We start from the raw sequence: 15,967 nt of genomic DNA on the forward strand, positions 1-15,967 counted from the left end.
CCGTCTCATTGTGTGGAGCCGCGGGACATCCTAACGATGGCCCCAGCGGGCCGATAGGCAAATGTCACAACGCGTTAACATCCGGCGTCGGTCTGTGAAACGCGCCGTCCCTACCTTGGAAGGACAACATCCCCCCGAAGGAGGTAACCCGTGACTGTCGACCGCACCGCAGATGCCGGCACTGGCAATTCCCTGGACCTTGACGATGCACAAGGGCCAGCAGCCGCATCCGCCAGCGCACAGCCCGGCACTACCCGCACCACCGACGCTCCCGCCCTTGAATTCCGTCCCGGCCGCTGGATCGCCAACTGGGATGCCGAAAACAAGGAGCAGTGGGAAACCGCAGGCCGCTCGATCGCCCGCCGCAACCTGAACTGGTCCATCTTCGCCGAGTTCCTCGGCTTCGTCGTGTGGCAGCTGTGGTCCATCGTGGTGGTCCAGCTCCCCTCCGCCGGATTCACCTTCTCCACGTCGGAAATCTTCTGGCTCATCTCCATGCCCAGCCTGGTGGGCGCCACGCTCCGCATCCCCTACACCTTCATGGTCCCCCGCTTCGGCGGCCGCAACTGGACCATCGTCTCCGCCCTGCTGCTCCTGATCCCCTCCATCGGCCTGGCCCTGTGCGTCTCCAACCCGGAAACGCCGTTCGGTGTCATGCTGCTGATCGCCGCCCTGGCCGGTTTCGGCGGCGGTAACTTCGCCAGCTCCATGGCGAACATCACCTTCTTCTACCCGGCCCGTGAAAAGGGCTGGGCGCTGGGACTGAACGCAGCCGGCGGCAACATGGGTGCCGCCGTCGCGCAGCTCGCCGTCCCGATCGCAATCACGCTCCTGGCCGCCGGCACCGTCAACCTGCCCATAGCAGGCTTGATGTGGGTTCCGCTCATCCTGCTCGCCGCCTTCGGCGCCTGGAAGTACATGGACAACCTCACCAGCGCCAAGGGTGACGTGGCCGGCTCCGTCGCGGCGCTCAAGGAACCGCACCTGTGGATCATGGCGCTGCTGTACATCGGCACCTTCGGCTCCTTCATCGGCTTCGCCGGCGTGTTCCCCAAGCTGATCAAGGACTACTTCCCGGAGTTCTCCTCGATCGCCGTCGGTACCGTCGCCCTGTCGCTCGCATTCCTCGGGCCCCTGGTGGGCTCCTTAGCACGCCCCTACGGCGGACGCATGGCCGACCGCATGGGTGGGGCGCGGATGACCGTTACGGCCTTCGCCGCGATGGGCGTCATCACGCTGACCATGATCTGGACCCTGCCGCTGAAGAACTTCTGGCTCTTCCTGGCCCTGTTCCTGATGCTCTTCACCGCCAGCGGCTTCGGAAACGGGGCCACCTACCGCATGATCCCGGTCATCTTCGCCACCTCCAGCCGGGCAGCCAAATCCGGGGCAAGCTCGGTGGCCACCCAGCGACTGGCATCCTCGGCACTGGGCCTGATCTCCGCGATCGGCGCCTACGGAGGCTTCGTCATCCCGCAGGTGCTGAACGCATCGAATGCGGCCAGCGGCTCCTACACCCCGGCCTTCTACGGCTTCGTCGCGGCCTACGCCCTGATGCTCGCCGTCTGCTGGTTCTGCTACATCCGCAACGCCAACCGAAATGCGATGGGACACGTCTAACATGACCAACAGCGCCGACACGCACTGCCCTTACTGTGCCCTGCAGTGCGCCATGACGCTCACGTCTCCAGCGGAACTGGCCCCGGCTCCCCAGCCGGGGCCAGTCCCCGTGCCGCTCCTGCCCACCCTGCAGTCCTCCGCCCCGGCAGCTGCGGCAACGGCTGCCCTTGAGGTCAGCGGACGCGATTTCCCCACGAACCGGGGCGGCCTGTGCCGCAAGGGCTGGACCTCCGCAACGCTCCTGAACCACCCGGGCCGGATCACCGAGCCCCTCCTCAAAGGTGCCGACGGCGTGCACCGGCCCATCAGCTGGGACCATGCCCTGGACCTCGCCGCGTCCGCCGTCAGGGACGCACGCGCACGCTACGGTGCCGACGCCGTCGGCGTGTTCGGCGGCGGCGGCCTCACCAACGAAAAGGCGTACATGCTGGGCAAATTCGCCCGGCTGGCCCTGCGCACCTCGCGCATCGACTACAACGGCCGATTTTGCATGTCCTCCGCGGCGGCCGCGGGAATGCGCGCCTTCGGGGTGGACCGCGGCCTGCCCTTCCCGCTGGAAGCCCTGGACACGGCCAGCACCATCCTCATGCTTGGCTCCAACGTGGCCGAAACCATGCCGCCCTTCGTCCAGCACCTTAAGGGAGCGCGCGACGCCGGCGGGCTGATTGTGGTGGATCCGCGGCGCTCCGCCACAGCCGCGTTCACGGCCGACGGCGGCGGCCTCCACCTCCAGCCCCTGCCGGGCACCGACCTCACCCTCCTGCTGGGCATCTCCCACGTGGTCATCCACGAAGGCCTGGTGGACACCGCCTTCATCGAGGAACGCACCTCGGGCTACAGCGCCGTGGTCCGCAGCGTCAACTCCTTCTGGCCCGAACGCGTCCAGTCCCTTACGGGCGTCCCCGCCGACCTGGTCCGGGAGACCGCCCGCAGGCTTGCCGCCGGCGCCCGCCAGGGCGGCAGCTACATCCTTACCGGCCGCGGCGTGGAACAGCACACCGACGGCACCGACACCGCCACCGCCGCCATCAACCTCAGCCTCCTGCTGGGCCTGCCCGGTTCCGCACGCAGCGGCTACGGCACGCTGACCGGCCAGGGGAACGGCCAGGGCGGCCGCGAGCACGGCCAGAAGGCCGACCAGCTGCCCGGCTACCGCAAGATCACCGACCCCGCCGCCCGCGCCCATATGGCCCGCGTCTGGGGCGTTCCGGAGGAAACCATTCCCGGTCCCGGCCTGCCTGCGGTCCAGCTCCTGAAGTCGCTGGGACAGCCCGACGGCGTCCGGTGCCTTTTCATCCACGCCTCCAACGTGGTGGTTGCCTCCCCCGACGCGAACGCCGTGACCGCCGGCCTGCGGAGCCTGGACTTCCTGGTGGTCTGTGACTTCTTCATGTCGGAGACCGCCGCGGAGGCCGATCTCATCCTCCCGGTGCTCCAGTGGGCGGAGGAGGAAGGCACCCTCACCAACCTCGAGGGACGGGTCCTCCGCCGCCGCCGCGCCCTGGCCCCGCCCGCCGGCGCCCGCAGCGAACTGTGGATCATGGCACGTCTGGCGGAGCGGCTGGACGCCCCGTCCACCTACAGCGAGGACCCCGAAACCGTCTTCGAGGAACTGCGGCTCGCCTCCGCCGGTGGCCTGGCCGACTACTCAGGCATCGATTACGCGATGCTGGACCGCGGGGAAGCTGCCTACTGGCCCTACCCTGCCGGCAGCACCGGCACGCCCCGGTTGTTCCGGGACCGCTTCGCCCACCCCGACGGCAAAGCCGTGATGACCCCCGTGGTGCCCCGCCGCCGTCGTACGCCTGCCCCCAACCCTGACCCCGCAGCGAGAACCATGACCCTCATCACGGGCCGGCTGCTGGAGCACTACCAGTCCGGTGCGCAGACACGGCGTGTCACCGAGCTGCTGGCATCCCGGCCCGAGGCGAAGGTCCAGGTCCACCCCGCTGCCGCCGAGGCCATGGGCATCACGGCCGATTCCCTCGTGTCCGTGGCCAACGAGCGCGGCGAGGTGGTGTGCAGGGCCGAGCTCAGCAACGACATCCGGCCGGACACGGTCTTCCTGCCGTTCCACTTCCCCGGACTGGGCAGCGCAAACCGCCTGACCGAGGCGGCCACGGACCCCACGTCCGGGATGCCTGAGTTCAAGTTCAACAAGGTTTGGGTGCGGGCCGTGGCTGCACCCCTTTCCAGCAAGATGCTTCAAACGACGGAGGCCTCATGAGCGAGCAGGTTGTCATTGTTGGATTCGGCCCGGTGGCTGCCCGGCTGGTTGACGAACTCCTCCCCGCCGTACGTGCGGGGCACGTGGGGCTGACCGTGGTGGGCGAGGAAGCTGAAGCCGCCTACAACCGCGTCCTGGTGGCGGACCTGGGCGTTGGCCGCACCACAGCCGATGCCCTCGCCCTCTCCGACGCCGCCGCATTGGTGGCCGAAGGCGTTGACGTCCGCCTGGGTGTCCGTGTCCGGCGCGTGGACCGCGCCCGGCAGCAGGTCCTCCTTTCCGGTGGGGACTCCGTCCACTACGACCGGCTGGTGTTCGCCACCGGTTCACGGCCGGTCATCCCCAACCTGACGGGCATCAACCCGGACCCCGCCTCACCCGTCCTGCCGGCCGGTGTGACTGCCCTGCGCGACCTTCGCGACGCTGACGTGCTCCGCCGGGCGGTGGACGGCGGCAAGCGTGTGGTGGTCCTGGGCGGCGGCGTTTTGGGCTTGGAAACAGCCCTTGCCGCGGCCGAGGAAGGCGCCACCGTGACGGTGGTCCACAATGGCCCGCACCCGCTGGGACGCAACATCGACCGCAGCGGCGGCGCCGTCCTGGCCGCGGGTCTGCGCCACTGCGGCGTGCGGATGGCTGGAAACGCGCGCTCCACCGGGGTTGAGCACAACGCTCCCGACGGCGGTTTCTCGGCGCTGCTGCTCGACGACGGTTCGGCGATTGACGGGGACCTCCTGGTCATCTCGTGCGGCGTCCGTCCCCGCACCGAACTGGCCGAAGGCTGCGGGCTCTCCACCGCAGCCGGCATCCTGGTGGACCACCGGCTCCGCGCCCACCATGAACCGCACATCTTTGCCATCGGCGATTGCGCGGAGGTGCGCTGCCCGGACCCGAACTGTGCTGCCTGCCGCAACGCCAAGGGTCCGTCCGGCCTGGTGGGTCCCGGCTGGCGCCAGGCCGAATGGCTGGCGGCGTACCTGGCCCTGCTCGCCACCGGCGCGGTCGATGACGCCGAAGTCCTGGCGGAACTGCCGGCGGAGCAGCCCGGCGTTATTGTCCTGAAGGCGCGCGGCCTGAGCATGGCTGTGGCCGGCAACAACAGCGCAGATCCCTGGGACGAGGAAGCCCTGAACGCCGGCGCTGCGAACGGGCGTCCCCGGCTCCAGGTGGCCCAGTGGGCGGATCCGGAACACGGCCGCTACGTGAAGATGACCACCCGGGGTGGCGTCCTGGAAGGGCTGGTGGCCGTGGGCATGCCACGGACCGCCGCCGAACTGGTGGGGTTGTTTGAGCGTTCGGCCGAGCTGCCGGCGGACCGGTCGCTGCTGCTGCGGCTGGACGGGCCGGACCAGCTGCCCGGAGCCGGTACCGCCGATCCTGCGGGCACCGTGTGCCGCTGCGCGGGCGTCAGCGGCTCTGCCATCCAGGACGCCGTCTCGGAGGGCTGCTCCACCGTGGCTGAGGTCTCCAAGGCAACCCGCGCCGGAACCGGCTGCGGCGGCTGCCATGAGGACATCAAGGGGCTGATCGAAAAACATTTCTCCCCAGCCGTCTCCTGAGTGAATCGCCCGGCCCGCAGATGGGTTGGCCCCGGAACTTCCGGGGCCAACCCATTGCTTTGTTTGCTACGCCGGCGCCTTCGGGATGATGATCCACAGCGCGATGTAAACCAGTTCGCCGATCCCCACCAGGCCGAAGATCACGAAACCCAACCGCACCAGGAACTTTGGAAGGCCGAACCGGGCCGAGAGCGCTGCGCAGACGCCGCCGATCATCTTGCCGCGGCGGGGCCGTTCAAGAGCCATTGCCATGATCCCGCCTACCCTTCAGCCCCGGCCTCGGCAGCGGCGGAGAGTTCTCCGCCGGCCACTGCTTCCGCGAACTCGGTGAGGTCCGGCCCCGGCTGGAAGTCGACGAACTGCGGCTTCAGCTTCTCGTACAGGAACTTGTACACCTCGTCCTTGCCGGCGTCCGACAGTGACGATGCTGCTTCACGGACCGCTTCCTGCAGCGCCCTGTCGGCGTCCAGCAGGATTTTCTCGCGTGCCTGCTCGTTCCACTTGACGTCCTGCAGTTCCATGGGATTCTCCTCGCGTCGTCGGCTGATGCAGGGACGGCCGGAAATTCGTAATCGGAATTCCCGGCCGGTCCTTGAAGGAGTCTATGCAGGCGGCCGCAGCAGGGTCCAGACTTTCCCGCCCCCTGCCGGTACCCCGCTGTTACAGGTGCACGTGCAGGCGCCGCGCCGCCTCGGAAATGGACCCGGTCAGCGACGGGTAGACGGTGAAGGTGCTGGCCACATCGTCCACATGCAGCTTCTGCTTCACGGCGATGGAAATGGGGAAGATCAGCTCCGAGGCGTTGGGCCCCACCACGACGCCGCCGATCACCGTGCCGGATCCCTTGCGGGCGAAGATCTTCACGAACCCGTCCCGGGCGTTGCGCATCTTGGCCCGGGCGTTGCTGCGCAGCGAAAGCTTCACCACATCGCCCTGGTACTTGCCCGAATCGATCTCCGCTTCGGAGACCCCCACGTTGGCGATCTCGGGGGAAGTGAAGATGTTGGAAGCCACCTGGTGCAGCTTCAGCGGAGTAACGACGTCACCCATGAAGTGGGCGACGGCGATCCGGCCCTGCATGGCTGCCACGGAGGCCAGCGGCAGGACGCCGGTGCAGTCCCCGGCGGCGTAGATGTTCGGCGCACTGGTCCGGGAGACGCCGTCGACCTTGATATGGCCGCTCTCGCTCAACGCCACGCCCGCCTCTTCCAGTCCGATGCCGGCTGTGTTGGGGATGGAGCCCAGGCAGAGCAGGCAGTGGCTGCCGGCCACCTTGGAGCCGTCGCTGAGGGTGACCACCACGCCGTCCTCCGTGCGTTCCACGGATTCCGCGCGTGAACGCGACATGACGCGGACGCCGCGGCGTTCGAACACTTCCTCCAGCACCACAGCGGCATCCACATCGGACCCGGGCAGCACGCGGTCGCGGCTGGAAACCAGCGTGACCTTTGAGCCAAGGCCGTTGTAGGCCGAGGCGAATTCCGCGCCGGTGACACCGGAGCCCACCACGATCAGGTCCTCGGGCAGCTCGTCCAGGTTATAGATCTGGGTCCAGTTGAGGATGCGTTCACCGTCCGGCCGGGCGGTGGGCAGCTCACGCGGATGCGCGCCGACGGCCAGCAGGATGGTGTCTGCCTCCACGATCTCGGTGCCGTCCAGGGTGATGACCTCGATGGTGTGGTTATCCAGCAGCCGGCCGGAACCGGTCAGGATGCGCACGCCCTGGCCCTCGAGTCCGTCGTGGACGTCCTTTGACTGGCTGCGGGCCAGGTTCAGCAGGCGGTCATTGATGTGCTTCAGGTCCGCGCGCATCACCGGGACGAAGTCGCCGCCGTCGACGTCGAACTTCACGCCCAGCTCGCCTGCCTCGGCAACGCGCGTCATCAGGTCCGCGGTGGCGATCAGCGTCTTGGACGGCACAACGTCCGTCAGGACGGCGGATCCGCCCAGGCCTGCGCGCTCGATGATGGTGACCTGCGCTCCCAGCGAGGCGGCCACCATGGCGGCCTCGTATCCGCCCGGACCACCTCCCAGGATTGCGATCCGGGGTGAACTGAAATCTGGATGCGTAGTCACAATCAATCATTCTCGCCCATCACCGCCGCAGCACCAAGAATTCCACGCTCCGCCGCGGCCGCCTGTGGTGGGCGCAACAGGAGCGGCAGGATAACTTGTACTGGTGAGTACAACAGACTTCCTGAACACGGATCCCTTCGCCTCGGCCCGGGCCGCTGCCGATTACATCGCCGAAGAAACAGGAGTGGACCGCCACGACGTGGCGCTGGTGCTTGGCTCCGGCTGGGGCGCCGCAGCCGACCTGATCGGTGAAACCACCGCCACCCTTTCCGCCGAAGAAGTCCCCGGTTTCCACGCCCCCGCCGTGGAAGGGCATGTTGGCACCATCCGCTCGGTGCTGGCCAGGGACGGCAAGCGCGCCCTGGTCCTTGGCGCCAGGACGCATTACTACGAAGGCAAAGGGGTACGCGCCGTTGTGCACGGCATCCGCACCGCAGCCGCCGCAGGCTGCCGCACGCTGGTCCTCACCAACGGCTGCGGCGGACTCAACGAGGACTGGGCTCCTGGCACGCCGGTACTCATCAAAGATCACATTAACCTCACCGCGGCGTCCCCGCTGGAGGGGGCCACCTTCGTGGATCTGACAGATCTCTACTCCTCCCGGGTCCGCAACCTTGCCCGGGAGGTGGACCCCACCCTCGACGAGGGGGTCTACGCCCAGTTCAGCGGGCCCCATTACGAAACGCCGGCGGAAGTGCAGTATGCCAAGCGGATTGGCGCCGACCTGGTAGGCATGTCGACGGCGCTGGAGGCCATCGCAGGCCGGCATGCCGGCATGGAGGTGTTCGGGATTTCGCTGGTCACCAACCTTGCCGCCGGCATCAGCCCGCAGCCGCTCAGCCACCAGGAGGTCATCGAATCGGGAGAGGCAGCAGGCCCGCGGATCTCCAGGCTCCTCGCCGATATCATCGCCAAACTCTGAAAGCGGCGGCGCCCAAACGGGCTCCGCGTTGCGCGGAGTAGGCGGACAATGACGATAGCGTTATGCCCATGACGTCTTCCGATGCCGATTTCCGCCTGCTCGACGAAGCCCGCACCTGGGCCTCCCAAGACCCGGATCCCGCAACGTCGGCGTCCCTCCTTGACTTGGTCAGGCTGGTGGAAGAGGGTGATCCTGCCGCCCGGCAGGAACTCGAAGACAGCTTCCGCGGCACCCTCCAGTTCGGCACGGCCGGCCTGCGGGCCGCGCTCGGCCCCGGGCCCAACCGCATGAACCGCGTGGTGGTCCGGCGTGCCGCGGCGGGCCTGGCAGCGTTCCTGGCGGACGCAGTGGGCCGGGCCTCCCGGGGAACCCGGCCTCGCGCCGTCGTCGGGTACGACGCCCGCTACAACTCGGACATTTTCGCGGCGGAAACCGCGGCCATCTTCACTGCTGCCGGTATCGAAACCTTCCTGATGCCCTCGGCCCTGCCAACCCCCGTGCTGGCCTACGCCGTGCGGGCGTTGGGCTGCGACGGCGGCGTGATGGTCACCGCCAGCCACAACCCCCCGCAGGACAACGGCTACAAGGTGTACCTGGGCCGCCACGCCGTACCTGACAGCGGAAATGGCGCCCAGATCGTCACCCCCTATGACATAGAGATCGCGGCCCGGATCAGCGCGGTGGGGCCGCTGGAGTCGATCCTGCTGGCACCGGAGGGTTGGACCGTCCTGGACGGCTCCATCGCCGCGGAGTACCAGCGCGCCACGGCCTCCCTCGCCCTGCGGGACCACTTTCCCTCCCGGGACCTGCGCGTCGTCCTCACTCCCCTGCACGGCGTGGGCGGCGGAACAGCACGGGCCGTGCTTCAGGCCGCGGGCTTCAGCGATGTCACCCTGGTGGCCGAACAGGCAGAGCCGGACCCCGGCTTTCCCACCGTCAGTTTCCCCAACCCGGAGGAACCCGGGGCACTGGACCTCGCCGTGGAAACTGCAGCGCGGCTGGATGCCGACATCGTGATCGCCAACGACCCCGATGCGGACCGGGCCGCGGTGGCCGCAAAGGACCCGGACACGGGGGCCTGGCGGATGCTGCGGGGAGATGAAGTGGGGGCACTGCTGGGCGCCCACGTGGTGGCCCGGCTGGCTGCCACTGCCCCCGGCGGTGAGGCCCAGGGCGTGAGCGGCGTTTTCGCCAATTCCATCGTGTCCTCGCGGCTGCTGGCCAGGATCGCCACGGCCGCCGGCTACGCCCACGAGGAAACGCTCACCGGATTCAAATGGATTTCCCGGGTACCCGGGCTGGTTTACGGTTACGAGGAAGCCCTCGGCTACTGCGTGGCACCGGACGTGGTGAAGGACAAGGACGGCATCTCCGCCGCGGTCCTCATCGCCGAGCTTGCGGCGACAGCCAAGGCCGAGGGGAAAACCATCTTCGACACCCTCGATGAGCTGTACCTGAAGCACGGCCTGCACGCCAGCGACCAGCTCAGCATCAGGGTCGCCGACCTGGGGCTCCTTGACGCGATGATGAACCGGCTCCGGGTGTCACCGCCGGAATCCTTCGGATCGTCCACGGTGGAAGTCTTCACGGACCTTGCCCAGGGCACGGACCAGCTGCCGCCCACCGACGGCCTGCTGTACGTGACCCGGGACCTGACGCGCGTGATCATCCGGCCCAGCGGCACGGAGCCCAAGCTCAAGTGCTACGTGGAAGTGATCCACCAGGCTGCCTCCGCCGCGGAACTGCCCGCCGCCCGGCAGGCAGCCCGGGCATCGCTGGATGCTGTGCTCCGCGACGTCAGCGAGGCGCTGGGACTTTAAGCCGTGAAAGGGGCGCCTGCCGGGGCGCCCCTTTTCCTGGGTGGTGCGGGATTGATGTGCTGTTGTTTACAGCTCCACTTCGACGAAACCGTCGACGATCCGGCTGCTGAAGGCGGCAAGCTTTAGGCCGGGAGCGCTGAAGCACTCCCCGGTTTCGAGGTCGTAGACCTCTTTGTGCAGGGGCGAGGCGATGGTGGGCCGGGCCCCCTTGGAGCCAAGGATTCCGCGCGCCATGACATGCGCGCCTGTGGCCGGATCCTCGTGGGCCACCGCAAAGACTTCACCGGGCGCGGTGCGGAAGAGGGCGATCTGGCGCCCGGCAACCAGGGCCGCTTCACCCCAGGAGGGTTCCAGGTCGTCCAGGTGGCAGACGCGGTGCCACCCTGCGTCGGCCGCTCCGGCTTCGGCGGTTGCGGTGTCGAGCGCCCCAAGTTCCAGTGTTGCCGTCATGTCCGGCTCCTTTCCCTGTGCTTGTTGTCCGTGGGTTGTGGCTGTCTGTGCGGCCGGGTTCCACGCTAGGCGCGGGGTGTTTCGTGGGGATGCAGCAAATGTGTCCGGCGCGTAAAAGACACCTAACCCGGCCCGAAATGCGTTCGTGATGCAGAAGTTAAGTTCGCGAAACAAAGGGGAAACTGAGGCGAAACTGCCTCTCCCTAGTCTGGATGGACACTCGTCAGAGAAGGCCGGAGCACTGCTGCGGCCCATGCGAAAGGCCCACAGTGACCGAACAGACTTCAAACACCGAGACAACGCGCCGCATTGTCGTCGCCGGCGGCGGCCCCGCGGCCCACCGTTTTGCGGACGCAATGCATGCCCGTGGCCTCGATGGCTGGCATGTCACGGTCCTCACCGAGGAAGCCCACCTCCCCTACGACCGCGTCGCGCTGTCCAAGGCCCTCACCGATACCGGCGTGGACCTGACCCTGGGATCCGCTTCCATGTGGGACCACCCTTCGCTGGAGCTGAAGACCGGCGAGCGCGTTGTGAAGATCAACGCCGGCGCGAAGACCGTGGAGACGTCCACCGGCAACACGTACCCCTATGACGAACTGGTGGTGGCCACCGGCTCAAACGCCGCCCGCCTGCCCATCCCCGGCAACGAGCTCACCCACGTCTACCGCACGCTCGAAGACGTCTGGACCATCAACCAGAAAATTGCCGAACTCACTGAGAAGCTCGGCCGGAAGGTCAATGCAGTCACCATCGGTGGCGGCCTGCTCGGCCTCGAATCGGCCGCCGGCACGGAACAGCTGGGCGCAAACCCCATCGTCATTGACGGCTCGCAGTGGCTGATGGCCACCCAGCTGGACGAGGGCGCAGGGCAGGCAATGGGCCGGCTCATCAAGGCCAAGGGCTTCGAAGTCCACGGCGGCGTCTTCCCGTCCGAGGTGCTCTCCGACGACGACGGCCAGGTCACCGGCGTCCTCATGGCGGACGGCCGCATCATCGAAGCGGACATGGTCATTGTGGCCATCGGCGTCCGGCCCCGCGACGAACTCTTCCGCGCCGCCGAGGGCGAGGAACAGGTCTTCAGCCTTGGTCCCCGCGGCGGCGTGGTGATCAACGACTACTGCGAAACCGAAGTACCCGGCATCTGGGCCATTGGCGAGGTGGCCAACTACGGCGGCATGTGCCTGGGCCTGGTGGCTCCCGCGAACACCATGGCCGAGATCGTGGCCGACCGCCTCCACGGCGGCGACGCCACGTTCCCCGGATTCGACACCGCCACCAAGCTGAAGCTCTCCGGTGTGGACGTGGCAAGCTTCGGTGACGCCTTTGCCAAGACCGAGCACGCCCTCGAGATTGTCTACGCCGACCCCGCCCGCGGCGTCTACCAGAAGATCGTCACCACCGACGATGCCAAGACCCTGCTGGGCGGCATCTTCGTCGGCGACGCCTCACCGTACATGAGCCTCCGCCCGCTCCTCGGCCGCGAACTTCCCGCCGAACCCGGAGCGTTCCTCAGTGCCGCCGGCGGCGGCGACGCCCCCGAAACAGAGCTGCCGGACGACGCAACCCTGTGTTCCTGCAACAACGTCACCGCGGGAAGCATCCGCGACGCCATCAACGGCTGCGGCGCCTGCGAGGGCAACGCACCCGTCCAGGAACTCGGCGAGCTCAAGGGCTGCACCCGTGCCGGCACCCAGTGCGGCTCCTGCGTTCCGATGCTCAAGAAGCTGCTGGAAACCGAACTCACCAAGTCCGGCGTTGAGGTCTCCAAGGCCCTCTGCGAGCACATCGAACTGTCCCGCCAGGAACTCTTCGACGCCATCCGCGTCCTGGAACTGACCTCCTTCGAAGAGATCATGGCCAAGTACGGCAAGGGCGCAGGCTGCGACATCTGCAAGCCAACCATCGCCAACATCCTGGCCAGCCAGAACAGCGCCTACGTGCTGGACGCCGGCCGCGGCACCCTCCAGGACACCAACGACCGCGCCCTGGCCAACATGCAGAAGGACGGCACCTACTCGGTGGTCCCGCGCATCGCCGGCGGCGAGATCACGCCCAAGAAGCTCGGCGTCATCGCCGCAGTGGCCGAGAAGTACAACCTGTACACCAAGATCACCGGCGGCCAGCGGATCGACATGTTCGGCGCCCGGCTGGAACAGCTCCCCGAGATCTGGAAGGAACTGGTGGACGCCGGCTTCGAATCCGGCCAGGCCTACGGCAAGAGCCTGCGCACGGTGAAGTCCTGCGTCGGTTCCACCTGGTGCCGGTTCGGTGTCCAGGATTCGGTGGCCATGGCCATCAAGCTGGAGCTGCGCTACCGCGGCCTGCGGAGCCCGCACAAGCTCAAGATGGGCGTCTCCGGCTGTGCCCGCGAGTGCGCCGAGGCCCGCGGCAAGGACGTGGGCGTGATCGCCACGGCAGACGGCTGGAACCTGTACGTGGGCGGCAACGGCGGTGCAACCCCTGCGCACGCGCAGCTGCTCGCCAAGGACCTCGACGACGAAACGCTGATCAAGTACATCGACCGCTACTTCATGTATTACATCCGCACCGCGGACCGCCTGCAGCGCACGGCCCGCTGGCAGGAAGAGCTCGACGGCGGCATCAAGCACGTTGAGGACGTGGTGGTCAAGGACACCCTGGGCATCGCCGAGGACCTCGAAGCGGCCATGGCCAAGCACGTGGACACCTACATCGACGAGTGGGCCGACACCCTCAAGGACCCCGAGCGCCTGCGCCGGTTCCGTTCCTTCGTCAACGCCCCGGACCAGAAGGACGACTCCATCACCTTCGTCCCGGACGAGCGCGGCCAGATGCGCCCCGCCACGCCGGAAGAGAAGGGCAAGGTCCTGATCGGGGCCTCCATCCCGGTACGTGCCGGCAACGAGAACGAGGCATAGCCATGCAGCTCAGCATCGACCTCACCGGACGCGACGTCCTGGTCACGGGCTCCGACACTGCCGCGCGGCAGGCGGTCCGCCGCTACGAAGCCGCGGGCGCCGTCGTCTACCGCCTGAGCACCCCGCAGGGCGCGGGCCATGACGGGCCGCTGCCCGAGCGCCCGTTCCTGGTGGCGGCAGTCGACGACGGCCAGCCCGGCTGGGACGCCCTCCTGGACCGCTGCCGGCAAACCGGGATCCCCGTGGCCGGCGAACCCGCTGCCGGCGCCGCCGGCCACGTCACCCTGGTGGGCGGCGGACCCGGCACCACCGAACTCCTGACCGTCGCCGCGGTCAAGGCCCTGCGGGACGCGGACGTGGTGTTCTACGACCGCCTGGCCCCGTACCAGGAGCTGCCGTCCCTCACCTCCGCCGAACTGGTGGATGTGGGCAAGAAGCCGGGCCACCACAAGGTCAGCCAGGCGGACATCGAAAAGCTCATGGTGGAAAGCGCCCTCGCCGGCAACAACGTGGTCCGCCTCAAGGGCGGCGACCCGTACGTCTTCGGCCGCGGCGGCGAGGAAGTTGCCGCCTGTGTGGCCGCCGGCGTCAAGGTCCACGTGGTGTCCGGCGTCACCAGCGCCATCTCCGTCCCGGCAGCTGCCGGCATCCCGGTCACGCACCGCGAAGTCAGCCACATGTTCACCGTGGTTTCCGGCCACGCACCGCTGACCGAGAAGGAGCACCAGCACCTGGCCGGCCTCGGCGGCACCATCGTGGTGCTGATGGGCATCGGCACCCTGCACCAACTGGCCGCCGGACTCCGGCGGGCAGGCATGCGCCCCGACATGCCGATGGCCGTCGTCGAGCGGGGGTACCGCCCGGGCCAGCGGACCACCATCGCGGACCTGGGCACCATTGCCTCCGCCGCTGCCGGGTGCAGCAACCCGGCCGTGCTGGTCATCGGCGAGGTGGTTCGGGTGGCGGAAGCCAACCGCGGGCATGCTGAGGCCGCCGCCGACCTGGACAGGCTGGCGGCCTCGCTGCTGGGCTCGTGAAAGGATTGACCCCCATGAATGCACTCGCACCGGCCGAAACACCGCAGGTCGAAGAAACACCCGATGCCGCAGAAGCCCCGCTGGAGGGTTTCCGGATCGGCGTGACCTCCCACCGGCGTTCCCGGGACCTCATTGAGGCCCTTGAACGCCGCGGCGCTGAGGTGCTGCACGCCCCTGCCCTGAAAATCGCCCCCGTCCAGGAGGACATGCGCCTCATCGAGGACACCCGGGCCATCATCGCGGCCAAGCCGGACCTGTGCATCGCCACCACCGCCTACGGCATGCGGCGCTGGTGCGAGGCCGCGGATTCCTTCGGCATCGGCGATGAACTCCTGGAGACCCTGGGCGCGTGCCGGATGTTCGTGCGGGGACCGAAGGCCCGCGGCGCCGTGCGCGCGGCCGGACTCGCCGACGTCGGAATCAGCAGCGACGAGACCACCGCCACGCTGGTGGACATGCTGCTGACCGAAGGCGTCCGCGGCAAGACGGTAGCCGTGCAGCTGCACGGCTACACGGATGTCCGCCAGCTGGAGCGCCTGCGCATGTCCGGCGCCACCGTCCTGACCGTCACCCCCTACCGCTGGGTGAAGCCCGACGGCGAAGACAAGCTTCCGCGCCTCATCGAGGCCGCCTGCAGCGGGAACCTGGACGTCCTCACCTTCACCAGCGCCCCCGCCGTCGATGCCATGTGGAGCACGGCGCACGAGATGGGCGTCTACAAGCAGCTGATCGACAGCCTGAAGACCAACGTCACCACCGCGGTGGTGGGCCCCGTGACCGCCCAGCCGCTGATAGATGCCGGGGTGGCACCCTTGGTCCCGGAACGCTTCCGCATGGGGGCGCTCATCCGGCTGGTCTGCGAGCACCTGGCGCTGAACCACGTCCGCCGCCTGGAAACAAGGTCCGGCAACATCGAACTGCGGGGGCGGAGCCTGCGCATCGACGGCCAGCCGGTGGAACTGGCGCCTGCCCCGCTGCTGCTGCTCCGGGCGCTGCTGGGCGCCGGCGGCGCGGTCCTCTCCCGCGAGTCGCTCTCCGAACTGCTGGAACTGCGGGGATCCGTCCACGCCCTGGACATGACCGTGAGCCGGCTGCGGTCCTCGCTGCCGGACGGACGCCTGGTGGAAACCGTGGTCAAACGGGGGTACCGGATCCGCGTCTAGCATCCCGCTGCTCCCGTTCGAGGGGCCCGTGTGTCCGGTGGCGGCCGAATGAGAGCCGCGTCACCGGTTCTGTTACCGGCCGGTAAAAACTGGCGAACGGGCCCCCTCACAACGGCAACCGAGGGGAAACACAACGGTAAAAGCGTCCCCCTACGCTGGGTTCCATCACGAACTTCCGGCCGTCCAGGCCGCCAGC

12 protein-coding genes are annotated in these 15,967 nt (G+C 68.2%); 8 read left to right on the forward strand and 4 right to left on the reverse strand.

The window, feature by feature from the left end; genetic code table 11:
* Nucleotides 1-150: 150 nt before the first annotated feature.
* From AC5RT3_RS06640 to AC5RT3_RS06650, 3 genes are read left to right on the forward strand one after another with little or no spacing between them, the layout of a single operon-like run.
* The gene (locus AC5RT3_RS06640) at nt 151-1,620 is read left to right on the forward strand and encodes an MFS transporter (protein WP_494123807.1); all 1,470 of its coding nucleotides are present in this window, start codon (nt 151-153) and stop codon (nt 1,618-1,620) included.
* Between the two features lies 1 nt (nt 1,621).
* Nucleotides 1,622-3,847: a molybdopterin oxidoreductase family protein gene (locus AC5RT3_RS06645; RefSeq protein ID WP_494051472.1), complete on the forward strand. Its 2,226-nt coding sequence runs from the start codon at nt 1,622-1,624 to the stop codon at nt 3,845-3,847.
* The gene (locus tag AC5RT3_RS06650; RefSeq protein ID WP_494123808.1) at nt 3,844-5,403 is read left to right on the forward strand and encodes an FAD-dependent oxidoreductase; all 1,560 of its coding nucleotides are present in this window, start codon (nt 3,844-3,846) and stop codon (nt 5,401-5,403) included. The genes AC5RT3_RS06645 and AC5RT3_RS06650 overlap by 4 nt, the downstream gene beginning before the upstream one ends.
* 66 nt (nt 5,404-5,469) lie before the next feature.
* On the opposite strand, the gene AC5RT3_RS06655 is transcribed toward AC5RT3_RS06650, so the two are convergent.
* From AC5RT3_RS06655 to AC5RT3_RS06665, 3 genes are all read right to left on the reverse strand, one after another.
* Nucleotides 5,470-5,655 carry a PspC domain-containing protein gene (locus tag AC5RT3_RS06655; protein ID WP_494010566.1) on the reverse strand — a complete coding sequence of 62 codons (186 nt, stop codon included), beginning with the start codon at nt 5,653-5,655 and terminating at the stop codon, nt 5,470-5,472.
* An 8-nt stretch (nt 5,656-5,663) separates the two neighbouring features.
* Nucleotides 5,664-5,924, reverse strand: a complete 261-nt coding sequence (locus tag AC5RT3_RS06660; RefSeq protein ID WP_494051470.1) for a hypothetical protein — start codon at nt 5,922-5,924, stop codon at nt 5,664-5,666.
* Between the two features lie 139 nt (nt 5,925-6,063).
* Entirely contained in the window at nt 6,064-7,479 is a 1,416-nt protein-coding gene (locus AC5RT3_RS06665; RefSeq protein WP_494123809.1) for an NAD(P)H-quinone dehydrogenase, read from the reverse strand.
* Nucleotides 7,480-7,582: 103 nt separating this feature from the next.
* Here AC5RT3_RS06665 and AC5RT3_RS06670 point away from each other — a divergent pair, with 103 nt between their 5' ends.
* On the forward strand, nt 7,583-8,401 hold the full coding sequence (locus tag AC5RT3_RS06670; protein WP_494051468.1) for a purine-nucleoside phosphorylase: 819 nt from the start codon (nt 7,583-7,585) through the stop codon (nt 8,399-8,401).
* 68 nt (nt 8,402-8,469) lie between these two features.
* On the forward strand, nt 8,470-10,221 hold the full coding sequence (locus AC5RT3_RS06675; RefSeq protein ID WP_494051467.1) for a phospho-sugar mutase: 1,752 nt from the start codon (nt 8,470-8,472) through the stop codon (nt 10,219-10,221).
* A gap of 66 nt (nt 10,222-10,287) precedes the next feature.
* Here the strand turns inward: AC5RT3_RS06675 and nirD are convergent, their stop codons facing one another.
* The gene (gene nirD, locus AC5RT3_RS06680; protein WP_494123810.1) at nt 10,288-10,671 is read right to left on the reverse strand and encodes a nitrite reductase small subunit NirD; all 384 of its coding nucleotides are present in this window, start codon (nt 10,669-10,671) and stop codon (nt 10,288-10,290) included.
* Between the two features lie 269 nt (nt 10,672-10,940).
* Between nirD and nirB the strand changes: the two genes are divergently transcribed.
* From nirB to AC5RT3_RS06695, 3 genes are read left to right on the forward strand one after another with little or no spacing between them, the layout of a single operon-like run.
* Nucleotides 10,941-13,571 carry a nitrite reductase large subunit NirB gene (gene nirB / locus AC5RT3_RS06685; RefSeq protein ID WP_494051465.1) on the forward strand — a complete coding sequence of 877 codons (2,631 nt, stop codon included), beginning with the start codon at nt 10,941-10,943 and terminating at the stop codon, nt 13,569-13,571.
* Between the two features lie 2 nt (nt 13,572-13,573).
* On the forward strand, nt 13,574-14,608 hold the full coding sequence (cobA, locus tag AC5RT3_RS06690; protein WP_494051464.1) for a uroporphyrinogen-III C-methyltransferase: 1,035 nt from the start codon (nt 13,574-13,576) through the stop codon (nt 14,606-14,608).
* A 14-nt stretch (nt 14,609-14,622) separates the two neighbouring features.
* The gene (locus AC5RT3_RS06695; RefSeq protein WP_494051463.1) at nt 14,623-15,771 is read left to right on the forward strand and encodes a uroporphyrinogen-III synthase; all 1,149 of its coding nucleotides are present in this window, start codon (nt 14,623-14,625) and stop codon (nt 15,769-15,771) included.
* The last annotated feature ends 196 nt before the right edge of the window (nt 15,772-15,967 follow it).

The sequence above is a fragment of the Arthrobacter sp. Y3221159 genome (assembly GCF_059089885.1).